The organism is Aeromonas sp. s2 (genome assembly GCF_040907935.1).
Classification (GTDB): Bacteria; Pseudomonadota; Gammaproteobacteria; order Enterobacterales; family Aeromonadaceae; genus Aeromonas; species Aeromonas dhakensis.
Genome location: NZ_JBFOCR010000025.1, coordinates 67,580 through 90,127, shown reverse-complemented (window position 1 = coordinate 90,127; position 22,548 = coordinate 67,580). Strand labels below are relative to the sequence as shown.

Genomic DNA, 22,548 nt, shown 5'->3' with positions numbered 1-22,548 from the left:
CTCAATAAGTAACATTGGCTCTCGCGCCGAGCAACAGGGTCAACTCGCTTTTCCTTGATAGCCGTTCATCAGGGCCTGCCAGTTCTCCGGCACGAAGTGAAAACTGGTATGCAGCTGGGACTCCTTGTTGAAGGAGCGCAGCAAGCGTTCCAGGTTGGCCTGCTGCCAGTTGCCGGGCGAGCGGATGGCCCCCTTGTCGAAGTCGATCACCCACACCTTGCCCTCCTTGTCGAGCAACAGGTTGTGGCTGTTGAGATCGGCGTGATAGACCCCGGCGTCGTGCAACTGGCGCACCGTCTGGCCCACCTTGTGCCACACCTCGCCGGCGATCGGCCCCTGCTTGAGCAGGGCGACCAGATCCTTGGCACCGCGAATGCGCTCAATCAGGATGTCGGCGCGATAGAAGGGGCCCTGTTTGGCCATGCGGGCGGCAAACGGGCGTGGCACCGGCAACCCCTGGGCGCTCAACTTGGCCAGCAGGCTGTATTCGGCCATGGCCCGGCTAGACTCCACTCCCTCGAACCAGAAGCGATCCCGCACCACCTTGCCCACCATGCCGCCGCGATAGTAGTGACGCAGCACCAGGTGGCGGGATTCATCCTTCACGAACCAGGTCACGCCGCGGCCGATGGAGGTCCCCACCACCTGCCGGTTGTTCTGCCACCAGGCCGGATCAAACAGCTCGGGAGAAGGGTCGCGAAACGCCCCTTCGGCATACCAGCAGATCTGGTTGTGTTCGGTCTGAATTTGCATCTTGGTCATTCCGGTCGGTCATCGCTACGGGTTGGCGCTCAAGGCCAGGGCAACAGGGGCCCGGTGGGGCCGGCTGCCAGTCGTGCGCAATTTTACAATCCACAGGGGAGTTTGCATAATGCCATCCATCCATTTTGCCATCGTTGCGCCACATCATGCCGCTGTTCCAAACGCCGCCCTCCTCTATCTGCATCCTGCGGCTCTCCGCCATCGGGGATTGCTGCCACGCGCTGGCGCTGGTGCGCGTCATCCAGCGGGCCTGGCCCCAGACCCGCATCACCTGGATCACCGGCAAGATTGAGGCGACCCTGTTTGCCGATCTGCCCGGGGTCGAGGTCATCCCCTTTGACAAGAGCAAGGGCTGGCGTGGCTACCGCGATCTCTGGCAGGCCCTCAAGGGGCGCAGGTTCGATGCCCTGCTGCACCTGCAGGCGGCCATGCGGGCCAGCATCGCCACCCTCGGCATCAAGGCCAAGGTCAAACTCGGGTTTGATCGGGAGCGGGCCAGCGACGGCCAGTGGCTGTTCACCAACCACAAGGTGCCATCCCCCGCCTCGCCCCACGTGCTGGACGGCTTTCTCGCCTTCGCCAAAGAGCTCGGGATTCAGGATCTGACCCCGGACTGGCAACTGCCCATCAGCGCCGAGCACCAGGCCTGGGCGAAAGAGAAGGTCGACGGCAAGCCGACCCTTCTCATCTGCGCCGCCGCCAGCAAGGCGTTCAAGAACTGGACTGCCGCCGGCTATGCCGCACTGGCGGATCACGCCGCCCTCAAGGGGTTTCAGGTCTATCTGTGCGGCGGGCCGGCCAAGCTGGAGCGGGATCTGGCTGCCGACATTCAGCGCTTAAGCCACAGCAAGCCGGTGGATCTGGTGGGGCAGACCAACCTCAAGCAACTGCTGGCGCTGATCAAGGAGGCCAGCCTGGTGCTGGCTCCCGATACCGGCCCGGCTCACATGGCCACCCTGGTGGGTACGCCGGTGCTCGGCCTCTATGCCCATCACAACCCGGATCGTACCGGCCCCTATCTATGCCGCGACTACGCGGTCAGCGTCTATCAGGAGCTGATCGAGCAGGAGACCGGCAAGCCGCTGGCCGAGCTTGGCTGGCGCACCCGCCTCAAGGATCCGGACGCCATGGGCAAAATCACCAGCGAACGGGTCATCGCCGCCTTCGACCGGCTCTGCGCCGAGCGCCAACTGCCGCGCTGATGATGCGCGCAACTCGGAAATCCCGAAGCCAGCGGCAGGGATAATCTGCTGGCCCGCCCCCGCAACGGCAGGCAGAATGAGGGCTGATGTGGGTTACGCTCCCGCAGCAAGCTACGAATACTTTGATCGGCTGGAATATGATTCCGGCCGTTTTTTTATCCGCCGCCTTCTGTTAAAATTCGCCGCCTTTACATCCCTCTTCTTCAAGAATTTTCCGCGTTTCGGATTTGGCTGTCTCCCTTTCGGGCACAAGACGGCGGCCTCTGCTACAACCAAAACACGGGTTTAGATTAAAGGTACAGACATGGCGCAACAGGGCACTCTCTATATCATCTCCTCCCCGAGCGGAGCGGGTAAATCCAGCCTGCTCAATGCCTTGCTGACCAAGCACAACAGCGCAGGCAAGATGCAGCTGTCGGTCTCCCACACCACCCGCGCCACCCGTCCCGGTGAAGAACACGGGGTGCACTACCACTTCGTCAAGGTGGAAGAGTTCAAGGCGCTGATCGAGCGCGGCGACTTTCTGGAGTGGGCCGAGGTGTTCGGCAACTACTACGGCACCTCCCGCGCCGCCATCGAAGCCTGCCTGGCGCAGGGCATCGACGTCTTCCTCGACATCGACTGGCAGGGTGCCCGCCAGATCCGCGAGCAGATGCCGACCAAGTCCATCTTCATCCTGCCCCCCAGCCGCGAAGAGCTGGAGCGCCGCCTGATCGGCCGCGGCCAGGACAGTGCAGAGGTGATCAAGGGCCGGATGGATAAAGCCATTGCCGAAATGGTGCACTACGACGAGTATGACTATGTCATCATCAACGAAGACTTTGAGCAGGCGCTGTTCCAGCTCAGGGCCATCATCGAGTGCCAACGGCTGGAATTGCGCCAGCAGCAGCAGGCCCAACAAAACTTGCTGCAACAGCTACTGGCAGAATAGGCCAAAAACAAGTAAACTTTTGCGTCATTTTTAAACACCGCTTTTTTAAACCGAGAAAGCCCAAACACTGGAGTCCTGCATGGCACGCGTTACTGTAGAAGATGCTGTAAAACAGGTAGGTAACCGTTTTGACCTGGTGCTGGTCGCCGCACGCCGCGCCCGTCAAATCGCGGTTCAAGGCAAAGATCCCCTGGTTGACGAAGAGAACGACAAGCCGACCGTGATCGCCCTGCGTGAGATCGAACTGGGTCTGGTGAACAACCAGGTGATGGACACCCAGGACCGTTACGAGCAGCAAGAGCAGGAAGCCGCCGAGCTGGCTGCCGTTGCCGCCATCGCCGAAGGCCGCGGTTAAGTCAGCTGTTTCCTATAGTCGGCGCCCGCCCGGGTGCCGACTGTTCTCCCCCATTTACAACCGCTCGAAAACCTCGCAAACTCAGGACTATACCCTCTATATCCACGGATTGCCGTTTCACCGCTGCGGGGACTGTCTTGTATTTATTTGAAAATCTTAAAGAAATAGCCAGTTCCTACCTGCCACCCGAGCAGGTGGAGAAGCTCAGGCAAGCCTATGTGGTGGCCCGTGATGCTCACCAGGGACAGATGCGTTCCAGCGGCGAGCCCTACATTACCCACCCAGTTGCCGTTGCCCGCATTCTTGGCGACATGCGCCTCGATCATGAAACCCTGATGGCCGCTGTGTTGCACGACGTCATCGAAGATACCCCTGTCACCAAGGCCGACCTGGCCGAACTGTTTGGCGATGCCGTTGCCGAGCTGGTATCAGGCGTCTCCAAGCTCGACAAGCTGAAGTTTCGCGATCGCAAGGAGGCCCAGGCCGAGAACTTCCGCAAGATGGTGATGGCCATGACCCAGGATATCCGGGTCATTCTGATCAAGCTGGCCGACCGCACCCACAACATGCGCACCCTGGGCTCGCTACGGCCGGACAAGCGCCGCCGCATCGCCCGGGAAACCCTCGAAATCTTCGCCCCCATCGCCAACCGCCTCGGTATTCACACCATGAAGAACGAGCTGGAAGAGCTGGGCTTCGAGGCGCTCTACCCCATGCGCTCGCGGGTGTTGCGCGAATCGGTGCGCCGCGCCCGCGGCAATCGCCGCGAAATCATCGACTCCATACAGAGCGAGATTGAAGGCCGGCTGCGCGAGGCTGGCATCGAATCCCAGGTCAGCGGCCGCGAGAAGAACCTGTTCTCCATCTACAACAAGATGGAGAAAAAAGAGCTGCAGTTTCATGAGGTAATGGATATCTACGCCTTTCGTGTGAGGGTGAAGGACATAGATACCTGTTACCGGGTGCTGGGCCAGATGCACAGTCTCTACAAGCCCCGCCCCGGCCGCTTCAAGGATTACATCGCCATCCCCAAGACCAACGGCTACCAGTCGCTGCACACCTCGCTGGTGGGGCCGCACGGGGTGCCGGTGGAGGTGCAGATCCGCACCGAATTCATGGATCAGATGGCCGACAAGGGCGTCGCCGCTCACTGGGCCTACAAGCAGGATGGCGACAGCTCGGGCACCACGGCCCAGATCCGCGCCCAGCGCTGGATGCAGAGCCTGCTCGAGCTGCAGCAGAGCGCCGGCAGTTCCTTTGAGTTCATCGAGGGGGTCAAGACCGACCTCTTCCCCGACGAGATCTACGTATTCACGCCGGAAGGGCGCATCATGGAGCTGCCCGCCGGGGCCACTCCGGTGGACTTCGCCTACACGGTGCACACCGACATCGGCCACGCCTGCGTCGGCTCGCGGGTCGACCGCCACCCCTATCCGCTGAGCAGCCCGCTGCACTCCGGCCAGACGGTGGAGATCATCACGGCGCCGGGGGCCCGCCCGAACGCGGCCTGGCTCAACTTCGTGGTGACCACCAAGGCCCGCTCCAAGATCCGCCAGTTCCTAAAGAACCTGCGCACCGAGGAGTCGGTGGTGCTGGGTCGCCGCCTGCTCAACCATGCACTCGGCGCCAAGAACATCGAAGACATCCCCGAGCCTCGCATCAAGCAGGTGCTGGCCGACACCAAGCACGAGAACCTGCAGGGCCTGCTGGCCGACGTGGGCCTTGGCAACGCCATGAGCGTGATGGTGGCGCGCCGCATGCTGGGGGATGAACTGCCGCCGGAAGAGCAACCCAAGTCCAGCAGCAAGAAGATGCCGATCAAGGGTGCCGACGGCATGCTGGTCACCTTTGCCAACTGCTGCCGCCCCATCCCGGGGGACGCCATCATCGCCCACATCAGCCCGGGCAAGGGGCTGGTGATCCATCAGGAAGCCTGCCGCAACATCAAGGGCTACAGCAAGGAGCCGGACAAGTACCTGCCCGTGCAGTGGGAAGTGGACAAGGAGCAGGAACAGGAGTTCCGTACCGGCATCAGCATCGAGATCGTCAACCATCAGGGCGCCCTGGCGGAGCTGGCCAACGTGATTGCCGCCACCGGCGCCAACATTCACGCCATCAGCACCGAAGAGAAGGATGGCCGGGTCTATCTGGTTACCCTGCTCATCACCACCAAGAGCCGGATCCACCTCGCCAACATCATGCGCAAGATCCGGGTGATGCCGAACGTGCTCAAGGTGAGCCGGCAGAAAAACTGAACACAGGCGGCGCAAGCCGCCTGCTGCTTTTCAAGAGACATGCATGCTGGCCCGGCGCCGGCCCGATTTGACCCTGTGCATGCAAGCGATGCGCGCACCAGCCTCACCCGATAGAAACTGACATGACACCTGAACGCTTCAAACGAATTTCTGACATGCTGGCCCAGCGCCAGCTCGATCTGACCGTCTGCATGGAAGAGGTCCACAAGCCGCACAACCTGGCCGCCATCGTGCGCACCGCCGATGCCATCGGCATCCACCGGGTACACGCGGTCTGGCCCAAGAGCTGGATCCACAAGCGCAAGGGTACCGCCCGCGGCAGCCAGAACTGGGTGGACGTGAAGCTGCACCCGGACATCGGCAGCGCGGTGGCCGAGCTCAAGGCCTCCGGCATGCAGATCCTGGCGACTCACCTCTCCGACAGCTCGGTGGATTTTCGCGCCATCGACTACACCAAACCCACCGCCATCCTGGTGGGCCAGGAGAAGCACGGTATCGGCGAAGAGGCGCTGGCCCTGGCCGATCACCATATCGTCATCCCCATGGTGGGCATGGTGCAGTCCCTCAACGTCTCGGTGGCCGCCGCCGCCATCCTCTACGAGGCCCAGCGCCAACGCGAGCTGGCCGGCTGTTATCAACGCGGCTGCCCCTTAAGTCTGGAAGAGCAGAACAGCATACTGTTCGAGGGGGGCTATCCCATCTATGCCCAGCTCTGCAAGGAGAAGGAGATGCCCTATCCCCAGCTCGGCCCGGCCGGTGAGATCCTGGCTGACGAGCAGTGGTGGCAGCAGATGCAGCTGACCCGCAAAGGCTGGGCAGCACAGCAAGATGAGCAATTACAGGAGCAATAATAATGAATAGTCCCTTTGGCAGCTGGCTGGAGTCCCAGGTAATACGGGATCATCTCAGCAACCCCAATATCGAGGCGGGCGACTACAGCTACTACTCCGGCTACTACCATGGCAAGACGTTCGAGGATCACTGCGTACGCTATCTGCTGGGTGACGGCTCGACCCGGGAGACCTGGGAGAGCGGCATCTGGGGCGAGGTGGATCGCCTGCTCATCGGCAAGTTCTGTTCCATCGGCTCGGGTGCCACCTTCCTGCTGGCCGGCAATCAGGGCCATCGCATGGAGTGGGTATCCACCTTCCCGTTCGATCCGGGCACCTTTGGCGAGGGGGTACAGAGCGGCTTTCAGCGCAAGGGGGATACCCGGGTCGGCAATGACGTCTGGATCGGCTCGGAAGCCATGATCATGCCCGGTATCACCATAGGCGATGGCGCCGTCATCGCCACCCGCGCCGTGGTCACCCGGGATGTGGAGCCCTACACCATAGTCGGCGGCAACCCGGCCAAGCCGATCCGTCGCCGCTTCAGCGATGAGCAGATTGCCCTGCTGCAGGAGATGCGGTGGTGGGACTGGCCGCTGCCGCGCCTGCAGGCGGCCATGCCGCTGCTCTGCTCGGGCGACATCGAGGGGCTTTACCAGCACTGGCAGCAAGAGTCGGCATCATGAAGCTGATGTCGCCCGCCCTGCTGGCCCTGACCCTGTTTTCCGCCGGAGCCCTCGCCGTGAACAATCCCTACCAGCTGACGCCGGAAGCCGACGTCGCCACCCTCCATCAGCAGACGCTGCCCGACTTCTGGCGCCAGCACGCCGTCGAGAGCACCTTCAAGGGCAAGGATGGCGTCACCATCCGCTATGCCGCCCTGCGCCAGGCCAAGGTCGATCGCGCCATCCTCATCGTCAACGGCCGGGTCGAAAGCTACCTCAAGTATCAGGAGCTGGCCTGGGATCTGTGGCGTCAGGGCTACAGCCTCTACCTCATCGACCACCGCGGCCAGGGCTTGTCCGATCGGCTGCTGGCCGACCAAGAGAAGGGATATGTCGACCAGTTCGACGATTATGTACTCGATCTCAAGCAGTTTCATGACGAGGTGATCGCCCAGGACCAACCCGCCAAGCTGTTCCTGCTGGCCCACTCCATGGGCGGCGCCATCTCGGCCCGCTATCTGGAGCGCTGGCCCGGTGACATCGAGGCGGCCGTGCTCTCCTCCCCCATGATGGGCATCAACCTGGGCGGCATGCCCAAGTGGCTGGCCAAGGGGCTGGCGGCCACCATAGGCACGGTCGGCGGCTGGCTGGGCGAGCCTCCCTACGGCCCGGGTCAGGGCCCGTACGAGAGCCACGCCTTTGCCGACAACGGTCTGAGCCACAGCCAAGCCCGCTATCAGGCCTTCCGCGAGCTCTATGAGCAGCGCCCGCAGATCAAGCTGGGGGGCGCCACCGCCCACTGGATCTATCAGGGACTGACGGGGGCGGACGCCGCCGTGGCCGAGGCCGGTGCCATCAAGACGCCGCTGCTGCTGCTGCAGGCTGGCGACGACGGCGTGGTGGACAACGCGGCGCAGGATGCCTTCTGCGTGCTCGCCCGCTGCGAAGGGGGCAAGCCGCTGCGCATCGAAGGGGCCTGGCACGAGCTGTTCATGGAGGCCGATCCCCAGCGCCAGGCCGCGCTCAACGCCACCCTGGCCTTCTTCGCGCGCTACTAGCGGCTGGTTATTTTTTGTATCCCTAAATAAATGGGGTCGCGGGAGCGGTTGCTGTACACTGCTCCCGCTTTCATTCGTAACCCCGAGGTGATGATGTATAAGGTCGTTGTATCTGATCTCGATGGCACCCTGCTCAACGGGCAGCACCAGATCTCCCCCCGCACCCGCGATACCCTGCACCGACTGGTGGATCAGGGGGTCAAGTTCGTGGTGGCCACCGGCCGTCACCATGTGGATGTGCGCAGCATCCGCGACACGCTCGGGCTCGACATCTATCTCATCACCTCCAATGGCGCCGTGGTGCACGACAAGCAGGATCAGCTGATCTTCAACCAGGCACTGCCGGACAGCGTGGCGGCCGAGCTGATCGCGCTGGAACGCGACCCCTCCATCCACATCAACCTCTACTACGGCGACGAGTGGCTGGTAGAAGAGGAGATGCCTTGGCTGTTGCAGTTCCATCATGAATCCGGCTTCAGCTACCGCCTGACCGATCTCGCCAGCCACCCGCTGGACAAGGTCAACAAGGTGTTTTACATCGGCGAACACGAGAAGCTGCTGCAGATCGAGGCAGAGCTGAACCAGCGTTATGGTGATCGGCTCAACGTCACCTTCTCCCTGCCGGACTGCCTCGAGGTGATGCACGCCGGGGTGCACAAGGGCAATGCGGTGCGCGCCGTGCTGGAGCAGCACGGGCTGGAGATGTCCCAGGCGGTGGCCTTCGGCGATGGCATGAACGACTTCGAGATGCTGAGCATGGTCGGCCGCGGCGTGGTGATGGGCAATGCCCACGACCGGCTCAAGCTGGCGCTGGCCAGCCACGAGCAGACCCTGAGCTCCGACGAGGACGGCGTCGCCGTCTATCTGGAGCAGCTGTTCGCCCTGCAGGGCGTCGACGTCGCCTGAGACAAGGCGCCATGAGCCACGCTGCGGCTCATGGCGTGCTCCCGCCCGGATAATCCTCCGAACGAGCAGGCCGGCAACCCCTCAGGTGGCCGGCTTGAACTGCTCCTTGTCGAGCTGGTGCTTCTTCATGCGCAGGTAAAGCTTCTTGCGCGGAATGCCGAGGTACTGGGCGGCGTCGGTCACCCGGCCGGAGAAGAGGAACAGGGTATCCTCGATCACCCGCCGCTCGAACTCCTCCACCAGATCGTCCAGCGGCTCCTTGCCACTGGCCAGCGGCATGGCCCGCTCCGCACCGGCCAGCTTGACGATCCCCACCGCATAGAGCTCGGCCACGTTGCGCAGTTCACGCAGATTGCCGGGCCACTGATGCCGCTTGAGCGTCTCCAGATAGGCGCGATCCACCGCCGGCACCGGCCGGCCGATGCGCTTGCAGCCCTGTCGCAGAAAGGCCCGGAACAGGGGAATGATGTCGCAGCTGCGCTCCACCAGCCGCGGCAGCCTGAGCCGCACCTGGGAGAGGAAGTAGTAGAGCTCAGGCATCAGCTGCTGGCGCTCCACCAGCGCCTCCGGCGACTCCTCGAACAGCGCTATGGTGCGCAGCGACTTGCCTCCCTTGCGCTCCTGATCCAGCAGGTGGTTGCCGAGCCAGCGCTGGCAGTCGGCGCTCAGGCGGGCCGGGGATTGCAGCACCAATGTGCCCTGATCGGCCTGCGCCAGGCTGGCCTGCACCTCGGCCAGACTGGGTGCCGACCCGCAGTCGTGCAGCTGGAAGGCCTGCTCCCGCCGGGCGCTGATCCTGTGCAGCAGCCGGGCCAGGGTGTGGCGGCCAGAGCCGGCCGGCCCCTCCAGCAGCAGATCCTTGTCGGTCTGCGCCAGCTGGTTGAGCTGGCCGCGGATCGCCACTATCTGCGGGCTGGTGCCGATCAGTTCGTCATCCACCGTCGCCTGGATCTCGCTGCGGCGCGCCAGCACGGCGCTGCGCTGCTGGCAGGCCCGCTCCAGCAGGCCCAGCAGATCCTGGGGATGAAGCGGTTTCTCCAGAAAGTCGAATGCCCCCTGCTTCACCGCCTTCACCGCCAGCGGGATGTCGCCATGGCCGGTGATCATGATGACCGGGATCTCGGCATCTATCTCGTGCACCCGGGTCAGCAGCTCCATGCCGTTCATGGCGGGCATGTAGATGTCAGAGACCAGCACCCCAGGCCACTGGTCGGCCAGCAGTTCCAGCGCCTCGTGGGGGGAGGTGGTCGCCCTCGGCTGGTAGCCGGAGAGCCGCAACAGGTGGCAATAGGATTCCAGCACGTCCTCGTCATCGTCCACTAGCAGCACGTTGGCGGGACGGTTAGCGGGCAACAGCATAGATGGCACTCTCCTCGTTCTGATGGGCGATCGACCCGGCAGGGTCGACCGCCGCCAATTCCACTATCACCATGGCGCCGCCAGTCAGCGCCGAGCCCAGCATGATCTCGCCGCCGCAGCGGGCCAGCAGGGAACGGCAGATGGTCAACCCCAGTCCCAGTCCAACCTCCTTGGAGGTGGTGAAGGGGGTGAACAACCTGGGCAGGATCGCCTCGCCGAAGCCGGCGCCGCTGTCGACCACCGCCAGTCGCAGCCGGGCTTCGTTTTGTTCCAGCAACTGCAACCGGATCTCCCGCCGCGCCAGCCCGGCCACCGCGTCCAGCCCGTTTACCAGCAGATTGACCAGCACCTGCTCCAGCAGCACGGGGTCGGTCTCGAGCCAGAGCCCCTCCGGCAACTCGTTGCAGAGGGTGCAGCCATCGCGTTTCGCCCGCGTCTCCAGCAGCAACATGGCCTGTTCGGCCAGCGTCCCCAGCTCGAGCCGGACCCGCACCTCCTCCGCCGGCGACTTGCGGGCGAAATGGCGCAGCGCATTGATGATGCGGCTCATGCGCCGCCCCAGCTTGTCGAGCTTGCCCAGATCCTGGTCCAGAGCCTGCAGCTGGCCGGCGGCGAGGGCCGCCCGGCTGGTGTAGAGGTAAGTCATCATCGCCGACAGCGGCTGGTTCAGCTCGTGGGCCAGGCTGGTCATCGCCTGCCCCACCACCGCCATCTTGGCCGCCTGGATCAGCTCATCCTGGGTCTGCAGCAGGGTACGCTCCGCCTGCTGGCGCTGCACCACCTCCTCCGCCAGCAGCCGGTTGTTCTCGGTCAGCTCGCGGGTACGCTCCGCCACCCGCAGGCCGAGCTCCCTGGCCGTCAGCTCCTGGCGGGTGACATCCGTGATGGTGATGATGAATCTGTACCCGCGCCCCTGTTCGAAGCGGCGCAGGTTGAGATGTAGGAAACGGGGCGTCTCGTCCTGAGCACAGGCCAGGGTGCACTCGCTGTGGCCGAGCCGGTGCAGCGGCTGGTCCGCTCCGAACTGCTCCGCCAGCATCGCCCTCGCCTCTGCCGGAAAGGCCTGCCACAACGGCCGGCCCGGCTCGACGCCGGTCTGCCGGAACAGGGTGAGCGCGCTCGGGTTGACCGACTCTATGGTGCCATCCGGATGGCAGGTGATGAGGCAGGCCTGGGTGTTGTTGATGAGGTTGAGGGCATTGGCCCGCTCCATCTGCTGCAACTGCTGGCTGAAGTGGCGCAAACTGTCGCCCAGTCGGCCGATCTCGTCCCGGCCGCTGGTGCTGACCGGCACGTCCAGCCGGCCTGCCGCGACCCTGTCCAGCTCCTGCCCCAGCAGGTCGAGCCGCTTGATCAGCCGGCGGCCGATCAGCACCACCAGCACGAAGATGCTGAGCAGCAGGGTGAGCGCCAGCACCACCAGGATCACCAGCTTGCCGGTCGCCACCTGCTGGCTGCTGTCCTCCCCCAGCGCGCTGAGGGAGCGGTTGGCATCGCTCACCATCAGGCTGACCTTCTGGTGATAGCGCGACACGGCGTCGTCCAGCCGGGGGCGCAGGGCCGTCAGCTGCTGATGGGTCTGCACATCCGCCAGCAGCAGCCGGTGCAGCGGGCCATCCGGCTTCACCAGGGTGATGATGTCCTGCAGGATCTGGCGGTAGCTCACGGTCGAGGGGTACTCTGCTAGCCGCGAGGTCAGCTCGTCTATCTCGTCGATCTTGTAGCCGATGAACAGGAAGGCGCTCTCCAGATCCTGCTGATAACGCTGGGCGATCACCTCGCCGACCAGGGACTGCAGCTCGTTCTCCTTGAAGGTGAGATCCTGCAGGGCGGAGAACTCCTTGATGACGTCGCCAAACTCGCTCATGTCGTCCGGGCTGGCCACCATGCCAGTCAGGTGCCACTCCACCTCCTGCAGCAGAGGGGCGGCATCATCCACCAGATCCTGATGCAGCCAGTTGCTGCGCTTTTGCAGTTGCTGCAGGGTTTCGGCGTGCTCGATCTGCTGCTTGAGGTAGCGCCCATGATCCGCCACCAGCGCGCTCAGCTCCCCGAACGCCTGGCGTTGCGAGGGTGTCTCCTGATCCCCCGGGGTGCCCAGCCGGTAGGCACGCTGGATGTCCCCCAGGGTGGTCGACACCGCGTGGGAGAGGCGCTGGTACTGTACCGGATCCCGGGTGTCGCGCAGCTGGGCCAGCAGCAGCAACAGGCGGGAACTGGCCCGCTCCAGCTGATAGGCGTTGTCGATGGCGGGCAGGCTCTCCTCCACGATGAGGTGGATCTGCCGGCCCAGCCGATCCCACATCACATAGGCGGCCATGCCCATGGCGCCGGTCAGGGCGGTGATGGCCACGAAGGCGAGGATGAGCCGCCGCCCCAGGCTGCGCGGCATGGCCAGCAGGTGCCCCAGCCGGCTCATGGCCTGGCCGCCTGTTCGACCAGCCGTTGCGCCTCGTTCAGGCGCGCCTCGGTCGCCTGGCGCCACTGGTGCATCACCCGTTCCGCCTGCGGATTGCCCTGCTCCCGGTCATAGAGGCCGTCAAACAGCGCCAGCAGAGCCGGATCCTGCGCCTCCTGCTCGCTCAGCGGCGGCATGCTCGCCTTGGTGACGGCCTGCTCCAGCAGTGCAACCCGCCAGGGCTCGCCGTGGGTATTCAACCCGTTGATCCCCTGCCAGGTCATCTTCAGCCTGGGCAGCTGCTGGGTGATGGCCTGCTCGAACAGGGCCTTGAGCAGGCCTGCCCGTCGATAGAGCAGCGCCTTGTCGGTGACGTAGCGGGTCTGCCTGGCCAGTCCGGGCTGGCTCAGGGTGGCCTTGGCCATGCCGGGTGTGGCGAGGATCCCCTGCCCCTTGTCGGAAAGCAGGTACTGGATGAAGAGGGCGCCACTGTGCGGATTGTCCGAGCGACGGGGTACCCCCAGATAGGTCGGCAGGATCACCGAGTCGGGCATGATGTTGAAGCCGACGTGATCGAAGCGGGCCTGGCTGGTGAGGGCGTAGCTGTCGATCACCGGGCCGGCCCCCGCCAGACCGCGGCTGATGCCGTCGCTCACCCCGAAGCTGCGCGCCGTGATGGCCGACAGGTTGCCACCCAGCCGCATCAGCAGGGCCCAGCCCTGCTGCCAGCCATATTGCTGCAGCACGCTCTCCACCATCATGTGGGTGGTGCCGGACTGGGAGGGCGAGCTCATCATCACGTGCCCCATGAAGATCGGGGACGCCAGTTGCTGCCAGCTGGTGGGCTGCGGCAGCTGATATTTGGCCAGATAATGGCGGTTATACATGATGCCGCTGCTGGAATAACCGACCACGGCCACTTTATTGCCCAGCCCCAGGGTATGGGGAGCGAGCCATTTGGGCGGCATAGTTTCATTTGGCAAAGCCGCCAACAAACCGGCTTTGTCCAGCGTGTTAAAAAAAGTCGGCGAAGAGGACATGATAATATCGACTTGCGGTGCATCGGCTTCCGTTAATAAGCGCAAGGAGGGAATGGTGCGCCGATAAATAACTTCGACCCGGATCCCGGGATATTGTTCGGCAAAACCCTCGATCACCGCCTTGACCGGCGCCTCCGAAAACGAGGTGAGCACCGTCAGTGAAGCGGCCTGCAGGGTGCTGAATGGCAACAAAACGCAGCCCATGAACAGGGCCAGCCGGCGGCAAAAGAGGTGCATGACTATCGGTCGACTCGCGCGTTAATTCAGGAATATGTGCAGTACATCTAATATTAGGCACATGCCGTAATTTTTATTTTCACGAGGATGAGCCAGTTCTGACTCATTATGCCTCGGCACGCGGCTATTGTTATTCATCGAATATCAATAGGACAGTTCAAATATGTCATTTTTGACTCATGGTTTTCCCATGATTGAGTCAGAGTTGACCCATATCCGGCTTTTTGCCGGCTGAATTTCTCCCTTCATATGATGGCAGCCGCTATCAGAGCTCCCTCTGAAACCATGCTGCCAAAATAGAAACGGAGAACCCCATGTTCAACTTCTTCAAGACGCGAGCCGACCTGCCGGTCATGGATGCCTCGCCCGATAAAATCCGCTCAATTTACCGCAAGTACCAGTGGCAGGTCTTCCTGGGGCTGGTACTGGGCTATGCCATGTTCTATGTCGTGCGCATGAGCCTCAACGTGGTCAAGAAGCCTATGCTGGACTCCGGCGTGGTAACCCTGGAGGAGCTGGGGGTCATCGGCTCCGCCTTCCTGTTCACCTACGCCGTCGGCAAGTTCTCCAACGGCTTCCTCTCCGACTACGCCAACATAGGCCGCTTCATGTCGGTCTCGCTGGGGCTCTCGTCCATCTGCACCATCCTGATGGGCATGAACACCGCCACCTTCTTCCTGGTGCTGATGTGGGGCCTGAACGGCTGGTTCCAGTCCGTCGGCTCCGCCCCCTCCTGCGTCTCCATCTTCCAGTGGTTCTCCCCCAAGCAGCGGGGTTCGGTCTACTCGGTCTGGGGTGGCTCGCGCAACATAGGGGAAGGCATCTCCTGGATCCTGACCGCCACCATCGTCAGCTACTTCGGCTGGAAGGCCGGTTTCATCGGCGCCGGCATCGCCTCCCTGATCGCCGCCCTGTGCATGTATCTGGTGCTGAAAGATCGGCCGCAAACCTACGCCCTGCCGGAGCCGGCCGTCGCCTTTGGTGAAGCCCCCGAGATCGCCAAGAAGGTGGATCCGGCCGAAATCCGCCGCGCCCAGCTGTTCGTGCTCAAGCAGCCCGTCGTCTGGCTCATCGCCGCCGCCTGCGCCTGCATGTACATGTCCCGCTACGCCATGAGCTCCTGGGCCGTGCTCTACCTGCAGGAGCAGAAGGGTTATAGCCTGATCGACGCCGGTTTCGCCATGTCGGCCTACCCCATCGCCGGCTTCCTTGGCGCCATCCTGGCCGGGATCATCTCCGACAAGGTATTCAACGCCAACCGCCACATCCCCACCCTGCTGTACGGGTTGGCCAACGTGGCCGGCATGTGCCTGATGTTCTGGGGCCCGCAGAGCCGCATGATGGATGCCGTCGCGCTGGCCCTGATCGGCTACGCCATCGGTGGTCTGGTGGTGTTCCTGGCCGGCCTGACCGCCTGCGACCTGATGCCCAAGACGGCAGTCGGTGCCGTGAAAGGCTTCATCGGCCTCTGCTCCTACATCGCCGCCTCCATCCAGGAGCTGGTCTCCGCGGCCCTCATCAAGACCAGCGAGATCGACGGCGTGACCCACTATGACTTCAGCAGTGCCCAGTACTTCTGGCTCGGTGCCTCCGTGGTCTCCATGCTGCTCGCCATGACGGTGTGGAACGCCAAAAAAGTCGTCAACTACTGATCCCCGTTCACCGGGACACGCCAAAAAACAATGCCAGTCAGTTGATGCTGACTGGCATTGGCAATCCGGGGTTACTTTCTTCGAAAGCGCTGGTTGTCGCCCCCATGGCACTGCCAGAGGATCAGGGGAGTGCCATTGGCACTGCCATCCTTGGATACATCCAGACAGAGGTGGCTGCTGCGGCTGACCAGCCGATCCCGCTCCCAACGCCACTGCTGATTGCTGCCGCCATGACAATCCCAGGCGATCACCCTGGCCCCGGTGTCGCGATCCCCGCCGGCCACATCCAGGCACTTGCCGCCGACCTTCACCGCCTTGCCATCCAGACGAAAGCGCTGGTTCTCTCCGCCGTTGCAGTCCCAAAGCTGCAACTGGTTGCCATTGCGCACGCCACCGGCAATGTCGAGGCATTTGCCATTGGCTGCCAGCAACTGCCCCCCCGACTCCTCTCGCTTGCGGGCTTCCTTCTTCTCCTGCTTGTGGTCGTAGTAGGCGGCAGCGCCTATGGCACCGATCACCACGGCCCCCAGCAGAAAATCCGAAGAGTCCAGACTCTGGCACCCTCCCAGCGAAAGCGAGAGACAGGCAGCAATCAAAGGAGATGGACGCATCACTCAATCCCCCCGACCAGGAAGCTCTGATTGGCACCACCATAGCACTCGGCCAAACGCAAGGGCGTATTCGGGGTATGACGCCGCCCCGCGACATCCAGACAACGGGAGGCCTTGTTGTTGAACAGCTTGTCCTCCCGCCACACCCACTGGGCATGACCATCGCAGGGAGCCAGGATCAGCTCATTGCCGCTTCTGGCCTGCAGGCATGTCTCCTGCATCTTCAGCTCCCCCAGCGCCCACTCAAACGACCTGGTGTCTTTGCCACCGCACACCTGGGTGACGGCCTGCTGCCCGGCAACACCGACACAGAAGCCGTTGTAGGTCAGCAAGAGGGAGGAGGCAGACTCGCTCTGCGATTGGGAGACCATGGAGTTCATCACCTCATCCATCGGCGGCTTGAGGGTACAACCGCCCAGCAGCAGGGCGGCCATGACTGCGGGTCTGCAGGAGAAAATCGAGATTTTGTTATGCATAAAAAAGCCTGAAAGAGGTCTGTGACATCCGGTCACCAAGGACTCCAGCTGGCAGGATAACTGAAGGGGGGACAAGACTGCCCGGATAGAGTGTAAACAAACGTTACAGCGACGCGGCAAGCCGGGATGATAGGCAAGGCGGAAAGCAAAAAACCCCGCCGAAGCGAGGTTTTTCAGAATGTGGTCGGTGATAAAGGATTCGAACCTTTGACCCTCTGGTCCCAAACCAGATGCGCTACCGGGCTGCGCTAATCACCGAGAATATTTTGATTCTACAAAAAACAAAGACGACCATGCGGTCATCCTCGTTATACAGCAAGTATGGTGCGAAGAGAGGGACTCGAACCCTCACACCCGGGGGGCACTAACACCTGAAGCTAGCGCGTCTACCAATTCCGCCACCTTCGCGTACCTGACAAGCTGTAAAATGGGGTGGCTGATGGGGCTCGAACCCACGACAACCGGAATCACAATCCGGGACTCTACCAACTGAGCTACAGCCACCACAGCTGTTTTCGTTCTTCAACTCGCCCGTTTAACCGGCGCACTTTTGATGGTGCGCCCGACAGGATTCGAACCTGTGACCTCTGCCTCCGGAGGGCAGCGCTCTATCCAGCTGAGCTACGGGCGCTACGCTGTCGAACGGGGCGCAATATTAATGATGAGGACCCACCTTGTCTACCCTTTTTTTATCAAGCCGAATCAACCGCTTGTTTTTCCATCGTTTCTGGCTTTTTTTAAGCGATTTTGTGTTATTCAAGCCGGTTCCGCCCCCTCCCCGCTACTTTTGACCCCCACCATATTGCTGACAGCGATGGGCAAAACTTGACTTGCCTCAAAGCCTCCCTAGAATGAATGAACGTTCATTCAGTCGTTGTGATCATCCAATCATGAACAAGAAAGAACGCATTTTCGATGCGGCTCATGAAGTACTCGGCGAACAGGGTTTCCACGGCCTCTCCATTGCCGTGGTGGCCAAGAAAGCCAGGGTGGCGGCAGGCACCATCTATCGCTATTTCAGCGACAAGGATGACCTGATCCGTCAACTCTATCGGCACACCATCCTCCAGTGTCATCCCCTGGTCATGGAAGGCGTGCAGACAGAGGAGGTATCGTTCGAACAATTTCGGCGGCTGTGGCTCAACATCCACGCCATCTTTGTCGACGAACCGAACGCGCTCAAATGCAAATTGCAGTATGAAACATCCCCGCTGGGAGCGGAGCTGGAGCAGGACCCGGTCATCCAGGCCGCCTGGGCCCCGCTGGATCGCTTCTACGAACGGGGGATAGAACAGGGTCTGTTTATCAACCTGCCCGTTCGGGTACTGCAGGTGCTGAGCCTGGACTGTGTGGCGAACCTGGCGTTGCAAAGCCAGGTGCACCAATTCGAACTGACGCAAGAGCAGCTGGAAGCCGTGATCCGGGCCAGCTGGCGAGCCATTTTGACCCCTTAAACATTGCACTCATATCTCAGGAGCGAGAGTTCATGAAAAAGTGGATGAGCATCATGTTGCTCATCGCGCTGGCCCTGTTCGGCAGCGTGATTGGCTTCAACCTGTTCAAGCAAAAGATGATAGCCAACTACATGGCCAACATGCCGGAGCCCGAGTTCCCGGTCACCACCCACAAGGTGGAGACCCGTGACTGGGTACCGACCATCGAGGCGATCGGTTTCATCGAACCCAATCAGGGGGTGACCCTGTCGACCGAGCAGTCCGGTACCATCGACAGCATCTCCTTCGAATCCGGCGCCACCGTCAAGCTGGACCAGCTGCTGCTGAGCCTGGACGCCAGCGTCGAGAAGGCCAACCTGCGCGCCTCCATGGCCAAGCTGCCGGCGGCCAAGGCCAAGTACGAACGCTACCAGAACCTGTTTACCAAGGGTTCCATCTCCCGCGACCAGCTGGATGATGCCGAGGCGACCTATCGCTCCCTCGAGGCCGACATCGAGAGCCTGAAATCGACCATCGCCCGCCGCGAAGTACGCGCACCGTTTGCCGGCGTGGTCGGCCTGCGCAACGTCTTCCTCGGCCAGTACCTGCAGCCGGGCACCGACATAGTGCGGCTGGAAGACACCAGCGTGATGCGCCTGCGCTTCACCGTGCCACAGACCGACATCTCCCGCATCAGCCTGAATCAGGAGATCCGGATCAACGTGGATGCCTACCCGAACCGCCAGTTCAAGGGTCACATCAGCGCCATCGAGCCGGCCGTCAACTACCAGAGCGGCCTGATCCAGGTGCAGGCGAACATCCCCAACAACGACGGCCTGCTGCGCTCCGGCATGTTTGCCCGCGCCAGCATCCTGCTGCCGGCCCAGAAGGACCAGATAGTGCTGCCGCAGACCGCCATCACCTTCACCCTGTACGGCGAGAACGTCTACCTGGTCAAGGAGCAGGACGGCGTGAAGCGCGTCGAGCAGGTGGTGGTCAAGGTGAGCGAGCGCAAGGGCAACGATGCCCACGTGGTCTCCGGCATCAAGGCGGGTGACGAAGTGGTCATGTCCGGCCAGGTACGCCTGAGCAACGGCGCCAAGGTAAAAATCGTGCAGGACCAGGGTCTGAAGGTTCCTGACCAGGCTCCCATGCTGTAAAACGCGGAGAGACAGATGCGCTTTACCGACATATTCATCAAACGGCCCATCCTGGCCATCTCGATCAGCTTCCTGATCGCGTTGCTGGGTTTGCAGGCCGTGTTCAAGATGCAGGTGCGGGAATACCCCGAGATGACCAACACGGTCGTCACGGTCAGCACCAGCTATTACGGCGCGAGTGCCGACCTGATCCAGGGCTTCATCACCCAGCCGCTGGAACAGGCCATCGCCCAGGCGGACAACATCGACTTCATGACGTCGTCCACCCAGCTCGGCAGCTCCACCATCACCGCTTACATGAAGCTCAACACCGATCCCAACGCCGCCCTGTCCGACATTCTGGCCAAGGTCAACTCGGTGCGATCCCAGCTGCCCAAGGAGTCGGAAGACCCCTCGGTCACCATGTCCACCGGCTCCACCACGGCGGTGCTCTACATCGGCTTCACCAGCCCAGAGCTCAACGCCAGCCAGATCACCGACTACCTGGAGCGGGTCATCAAGCCCCAGCTCTTCACCGTCGGCGGCGTCTCCAAGGTCGACATGTACGGCGGTACCAAGTACGCCCTGCGGGTATGGCTGGATCCGGCCAAGATGGCGGCGTTCAACCTGACCGCCGCGGACGTGATGAACGTGCTCAACAGCAACAACTATCAGTCCGCCACCGGCCAGGCTACCGGCTACTTCACCCTCTACAACGGCAACGCCGAGACCCAGGTCAACACCACCGAGGAGCTCGAGCGCCTGGTGGTCTCCACCCGTGACGGCAAGGTGATCCGCCTGGCCGACATCGCCAAGGTGACCCTGGAGAAGAGCCACGACACCTATCGCGCCACCGCCAACGGCCGCGAGGCCGTGGTACTGGCCATCAACGCGGCGCCGACCGCCAACCCGATCAACATCGCCCACGACGTGCTGGCGATGCTGCCGAGCCTGAAGAGCAACATGCCGAGCACCATGGAGGCCAACGTCCTCTATGACTCCACCGTGGCCATCAACGAATCGATCCATGAGGTGATCAAGACCATCGCCGAGGCAGCCGCCATCGTGCTGGTGGTGATCACCCTGTTCCTCGGCTCGTTCCGCGCGGTCATCATCCCGATTATCACCATCCCGCTCAGTCTGATCGGCGTGGTGATGGTGATGCAGATGTTCGGCTTCTCCATCAACCTGATGACCCTGCTGGCCATGGTGCTGGCCATCGGCCTGGTGGTGGATGACGCCATCGTGGTGCTGGAGAACGTGGATCGTCACGTCAAGGAGGGGGAAGATCCGTTCCGTGCCGCCATCATAGGCACCCGCGAGATCGCCGTGCCGGTCATCGCCATGACGGTCACCCTGGCCGCCGTGTACGCGCCGATCGCCCTGATGGGGGGCATCACCGGCTCCCTGTTCAAGGAGTTCGCGCTGACCCTGGCGGGCGCCGTGTTCGTCTCCGGCATCATAGCCCTGACTCTGTCGCCCATGATGTGCGCCAAGATGCTCAAGGCCAACGAGGAGCCGGGCAAGTTCGAAAGCACGGTACACCACCTGCTCGAGCGCATGACGGTACGCTACGACGCCATGCTGCACGCCGTGATGCAAAAGCGCATCGTGGTGGTGCTGTTCGCCGTTATCGTGTTCGCCAGCCTGCCGATGCTGTTCAAGTTCATCCCGAGCGAGCTCGCGCCGAACGAGGACAAGGGCGTCATGGCCGTGCTGGGGACCGCCCCCTCCAACGTCAACCTGGACTACATCCAGGGGACCATGGAGCAGGTGAACAAGGTGCTGGACTCCCAGCCGGAAGTGGCCTTCTCCCAGGTCTTCTCCGGGGTGTTCAACGCCAACCAGGCGTTCGGCATCGCCTCCATGGTGCCGTGGAGCCAGCGTGAAGCGAGCCAGAAAGAGGTGCTGGACCGGGTGGCCGGGCTGGTGAAAGACGTGCCCGGCATGTCCATCACCACCTTCCAGTTCCCGGAACTGCCAGGCGCCTCGAGCGGCCTGCCAGTGCAGTTCGTCATCACCACGCCGAACAACTTCGAGAGCCTCTATCAGGTGGCCAGCGAGATCCTGACCGCAGCCCAGGGGAGCGGACGCTTCGTCTACTCCGAGCTGGACCTGCAGTACGACTCCGCCACCATGAAGATCAAGATCGACAAGGACAAGGCGGGTGCCTACGGCATCACCATGCAGGACATCGGCATCACCCTGGGCACCATGATGTCGGACGGTTACGTCAACCGTATCGACCTGGATGGCCGCTCCTACGAGGTGATCCCGCAGGTCGAGCGCAAATACCGCCTCAACCCCGAGTCGATCAAGGGCTACTACGTACGGGCGGCCGATGGCAAATCCATCCCGCTTGGCAGCCTGATCAGCATCGAGGTGATCGGTGAACCGCGCTCCCTGCCCCACTTCAACCAGCTCAACTCCGCCACCATAGGTGCCGTGCTGATGCCTGGCACCACCATGGGTGACGCCATCAACTGGCTCAACACCACGGCGGACGAGAAGCTGCCGCAGGGCTACCGTTACGACTTCATGGGCGAGGCCCGCCAGTTCGTGACCGAGGGCAGCGCCCTGTACGCCACCTTCGGTCTGGCGCTGGCCATCATCTTCCTGGTGCTGGCGATCCAGTTCGAGTCGGCCCGTGACCCGCTGGTGATCATGGTCTCCGTGCCGCTGGCCATCAGCGGGGCGCTGATCGCCCTGGCCTGGGGTGCCGCCACCATGAACATCTACTCCCAGGTGGGTCTGATCACCCTGGTCGGCCTGATTACCAAGCACGGCATCCTGATCTGTGAAGTGGCGAAGGAGGAGCAGCTGCTGCACGGCCGCAACCGGATAGAAGCCGTCATGACTGCCGCCAAGGTGCGTCTGCGACCCATCCTGATGACCACGGCCGCCATGATCGCCGGTCTCATCCCGCTGCTCTATGCCACGGGGGCCGGGGCTGCCCAGCGCTTCAGCATCGGCATCGTGATCGTGGCCGGTCTGGCCATAGGTACCGTGTTCACCCTGTTCGTACTGCCGGTGATCTACACCTACCTGGCCTCCGAACACAAACCGCTGCCGGTATTTGATGAATCCATTCCGCCCAAGGCGAAAGGGAGTCATTAAAAACCTTTTTGAATCAACAAGGCCCCGTTTCGGGGCCTTGTTTTTATCACGTGAACGAAACACGACATAAGTGCATGAAGCAGTTAAACTAAATGGCAATATATCCAGACCGCAAGGACGCC

18 protein-coding genes and 4 tRNA genes are annotated in these 22,548 nt (G+C 62.4%); 12 read left to right on the top strand and 10 right to left on the bottom strand.

Annotated elements, in window-relative coordinates; genetic code table 11:
* Window positions 1-39: 39 nt before the first annotated feature.
* Complete coding sequence (locus tag AB5Y81_RS19455; RefSeq protein ID WP_026141425.1) at window positions 40-753, bottom strand: 3-deoxy-D-manno-octulosonic acid kinase; 714 nt, start codon at window positions 751-753, stop codon at window positions 40-42.
* Window positions 754-908: 155 nt separating this feature from the next.
* Here AB5Y81_RS19455 and AB5Y81_RS19450 point away from each other — a divergent pair, with 155 nt between their 5' ends.
* The 8 genes from AB5Y81_RS19450 (at window position 909) to AB5Y81_RS19415 (ending at window position 8,964) form a co-directional block, all read left to right on the top strand.
* Window positions 909-1,964: a glycosyltransferase family 9 protein gene (locus AB5Y81_RS19450; protein ID WP_279485094.1), complete on the top strand. Its 1,056-nt coding sequence runs from the start codon at window positions 909-911 to the stop codon at window positions 1,962-1,964.
* A 304-nt stretch (window positions 1,965-2,268) separates the two neighbouring features.
* Entirely contained in the window at window positions 2,269-2,895 is a 627-nt protein-coding gene (gene gmk, locus AB5Y81_RS19445; protein ID WP_010635638.1) for a guanylate kinase, read from the top strand.
* Window positions 2,896-2,974: 79 nt separating this feature from the next.
* A complete protein-coding gene (gene rpoZ, locus AB5Y81_RS19440) occupies window positions 2,975-3,250 on the top strand; it encodes a DNA-directed RNA polymerase subunit omega (RefSeq protein WP_005307060.1) in 276 nt (91 codons plus the stop codon).
* Window positions 3,251-3,387: 137 nt separating this feature from the next.
* Window positions 3,388-5,505, top strand: a complete 2,118-nt coding sequence (gene spoT, locus AB5Y81_RS19435) for a bifunctional GTP diphosphokinase/guanosine-3',5'-bis pyrophosphate 3'-pyrophosphohydrolase (protein WP_005307064.1) — start codon at window positions 3,388-3,390, stop codon at window positions 5,503-5,505.
* A gap of 122 nt (window positions 5,506-5,627) precedes the next feature.
* Window positions 5,628-6,356, top strand: coding sequence for a tRNA (guanosine(18)-2'-O)-methyltransferase TrmH (trmH, locus tag AB5Y81_RS19430; protein WP_017780340.1), 729 nt, complete (start codon window positions 5,628-5,630; stop codon window positions 6,354-6,356).
* A gap of 2 nt (window positions 6,357-6,358) precedes the next feature.
* On the top strand, window positions 6,359-7,021 hold the full coding sequence (locus tag AB5Y81_RS19425; RefSeq protein WP_279485093.1) for a CatB-related O-acetyltransferase: 663 nt from the start codon (window positions 6,359-6,361) through the stop codon (window positions 7,019-7,021).
* Window positions 7,018-8,058, top strand: coding sequence for an alpha/beta fold hydrolase (locus AB5Y81_RS19420; protein WP_368146768.1), 1,041 nt, complete (start codon window positions 7,018-7,020; stop codon window positions 8,056-8,058). The genes AB5Y81_RS19425 and AB5Y81_RS19420 overlap by 4 nt, the downstream gene beginning before the upstream one ends.
* Window positions 8,059-8,151: 93 nt before the next feature.
* Window positions 8,152-8,964, top strand: coding sequence for a Cof-type HAD-IIB family hydrolase (locus AB5Y81_RS19415; protein ID WP_010635634.1), 813 nt, complete (start codon window positions 8,152-8,154; stop codon window positions 8,962-8,964).
* Window positions 8,965-9,045: 81 nt separating this feature from the next.
* Here the strand turns inward: AB5Y81_RS19415 and AB5Y81_RS19410 are convergent, their stop codons facing one another.
* The 3 genes from AB5Y81_RS19410 to AB5Y81_RS19400 are packed head-to-tail and all read right to left on the bottom strand — an operon-like array spanning window position 9,046 to window position 13,965.
* On the bottom strand, window positions 9,046-10,323 hold the full coding sequence (locus AB5Y81_RS19410) for a sigma-54 dependent transcriptional regulator (protein WP_279485092.1): 1,278 nt from the start codon (window positions 10,321-10,323) through the stop codon (window positions 9,046-9,048).
* Entirely contained in the window at window positions 10,307-12,742 is a 2,436-nt protein-coding gene (locus AB5Y81_RS19405) for an ATP-binding protein (RefSeq protein WP_279485091.1), read from the bottom strand. The genes AB5Y81_RS19410 and AB5Y81_RS19405 overlap by 17 nt, the downstream gene beginning before the upstream one ends.
* Entirely contained in the window at window positions 12,739-13,965 is a 1,227-nt protein-coding gene (locus AB5Y81_RS19400; RefSeq protein WP_240035990.1) for an ABC transporter substrate-binding protein, read from the bottom strand. The genes AB5Y81_RS19405 and AB5Y81_RS19400 overlap by 4 nt, the downstream gene beginning before the upstream one ends.
* Window positions 13,966-14,312: 347 nt before the next feature.
* On the opposite strand from AB5Y81_RS19400, the gene AB5Y81_RS19395 reads away from it, so the two are divergent.
* Window positions 14,313-15,650, top strand: a complete 1,338-nt coding sequence (locus AB5Y81_RS19395) for an MFS transporter (protein WP_005307086.1) — start codon at window positions 14,313-14,315, stop codon at window positions 15,648-15,650.
* A 71-nt stretch (window positions 15,651-15,721) separates the two neighbouring features.
* Here AB5Y81_RS19395 and AB5Y81_RS19390 read toward each other — a convergent pair whose 3' ends face one another.
* From AB5Y81_RS19390 to AB5Y81_RS19365, 6 genes are all read right to left on the bottom strand, one after another.
* Window positions 15,722-16,261 carry a lectin gene (locus tag AB5Y81_RS19390; protein ID WP_005307089.1) on the bottom strand — a complete coding sequence of 180 codons (540 nt, stop codon included), beginning with the start codon at window positions 16,259-16,261 and terminating at the stop codon, window positions 15,722-15,724.
* Complete coding sequence (locus tag AB5Y81_RS19385) at window positions 16,261-16,695, bottom strand: ricin-type beta-trefoil lectin domain protein (protein WP_010635629.1); 435 nt, start codon at window positions 16,693-16,695, stop codon at window positions 16,261-16,263. Before AB5Y81_RS19385 ends, AB5Y81_RS19390 begins: the two co-directional genes overlap by 1 nt.
* Window positions 16,696-16,918: 223 nt before the next feature.
* Window positions 16,919-16,995 (bottom strand) — tRNA-Pro (locus tag AB5Y81_RS19380).
* 64 nt (window positions 16,996-17,059) lie between these two features.
* Window positions 17,060-17,145: transfer RNA gene (locus AB5Y81_RS19375), tRNA-Leu, on the bottom strand.
* Window positions 17,146-17,165: 20 nt separating this feature from the next.
* Window positions 17,166-17,241, bottom strand: a tRNA-His gene (locus AB5Y81_RS19370).
* A gap of 50 nt (window positions 17,242-17,291) precedes the next feature.
* A tRNA-Arg gene (locus AB5Y81_RS19365) sits at window positions 17,292-17,368 on the bottom strand.
* A gap of 259 nt (window positions 17,369-17,627) precedes the next feature.
* On the opposite strand from AB5Y81_RS19365, the gene AB5Y81_RS19360 reads away from it, so the two are divergent.
* From AB5Y81_RS19360 to AB5Y81_RS19350, 3 genes are read left to right on the top strand one after another with little or no spacing between them, the layout of a single operon-like run.
* The gene (locus AB5Y81_RS19360) at window positions 17,628-18,191 is read left to right on the top strand and encodes a TetR/AcrR family transcriptional regulator (protein ID WP_279485090.1); all 564 of its coding nucleotides are present in this window, start codon (window positions 17,628-17,630) and stop codon (window positions 18,189-18,191) included.
* 32 nt (window positions 18,192-18,223) lie between these two features.
* Window positions 18,224-19,330, top strand: a complete 1,107-nt coding sequence (locus AB5Y81_RS19355; RefSeq protein WP_005307097.1) for an efflux RND transporter periplasmic adaptor subunit — start codon at window positions 18,224-18,226, stop codon at window positions 19,328-19,330.
* A gap of 15 nt (window positions 19,331-19,345) precedes the next feature.
* Window positions 19,346-22,426: a multidrug efflux RND transporter permease subunit gene (locus tag AB5Y81_RS19350; RefSeq protein WP_010635626.1), complete on the top strand. Its 3,081-nt coding sequence runs from the start codon at window positions 19,346-19,348 to the stop codon at window positions 22,424-22,426.
* Window positions 22,427-22,548: the final 122 nt, after the last annotated feature.

Coding starts and splice junctions, on each gene's coding strand:
- AB5Y81_RS19455 (WP_026141425.1), bottom strand. CDS start 753: ATGCAAATTCAGACCGAACACAACCAGATCTGCTGGTATGCCGAAGGG.
- AB5Y81_RS19450 (WP_279485094.1), top strand. CDS start 909: ATGCCGCTGTTCCAAACGCCGCCCTCCTCTATCTGCATCCTGCGGCTC.
- gmk (WP_010635638.1), top strand. CDS start 2,269: ATGGCGCAACAGGGCACTCTCTATATCATCTCCTCCCCGAGCGGAGCG.
- rpoZ (WP_005307060.1), top strand. CDS start 2,975: ATGGCACGCGTTACTGTAGAAGATGCTGTAAAACAGGTAGGTAACCGT.
- trmH (WP_017780340.1), top strand. CDS start 5,628: ATGACACCTGAACGCTTCAAACGAATTTCTGACATGCTGGCCCAGCGC.
- AB5Y81_RS19425 (WP_279485093.1), top strand. CDS start 6,359: ATGAATAGTCCCTTTGGCAGCTGGCTGGAGTCCCAGGTAATACGGGAT.
- AB5Y81_RS19420 (WP_368146768.1), top strand. CDS start 7,018: ATGAAGCTGATGTCGCCCGCCCTGCTGGCCCTGACCCTGTTTTCCGCC.
- AB5Y81_RS19415 (WP_010635634.1), top strand. CDS start 8,152: ATGTATAAGGTCGTTGTATCTGATCTCGATGGCACCCTGCTCAACGGG.
- AB5Y81_RS19410 (WP_279485092.1), bottom strand. CDS start 10,323: ATGCTGTTGCCCGCTAACCGTCCCGCCAACGTGCTGCTAGTGGACGAT.
- AB5Y81_RS19405 (WP_279485091.1), bottom strand. CDS start 12,742: ATGAGCCGGCTGGGGCACCTGCTGGCCATGCCGCGCAGCCTGGGGCGG.
- AB5Y81_RS19400 (WP_240035990.1), bottom strand. CDS start 13,965: ATGGGCTGCGTTTTGTTGCCATTCAGCACCCTGCAGGCCGCTTCACTG.
- AB5Y81_RS19395 (WP_005307086.1), top strand. CDS start 14,313: ATGTTCAACTTCTTCAAGACGCGAGCCGACCTGCCGGTCATGGATGCC.
- AB5Y81_RS19390 (WP_005307089.1), bottom strand. CDS start 16,261: ATGCGTCCATCTCCTTTGATTGCTGCCTGTCTCTCGCTTTCGCTGGGA.
- AB5Y81_RS19385 (WP_010635629.1), bottom strand. CDS start 16,695: ATGGCCGCCCTGCTGCTGGGCGGTTGTACCCTCAAGCCGCCGATGGAT.
- AB5Y81_RS19360 (WP_279485090.1), top strand. CDS start 17,628: ATGAACAAGAAAGAACGCATTTTCGATGCGGCTCATGAAGTACTCGGC.
- AB5Y81_RS19355 (WP_005307097.1), top strand. CDS start 18,224: ATGAAAAAGTGGATGAGCATCATGTTGCTCATCGCGCTGGCCCTGTTC.
- AB5Y81_RS19350 (WP_010635626.1), top strand. CDS start 19,346: ATGCGCTTTACCGACATATTCATCAAACGGCCCATCCTGGCCATCTCG.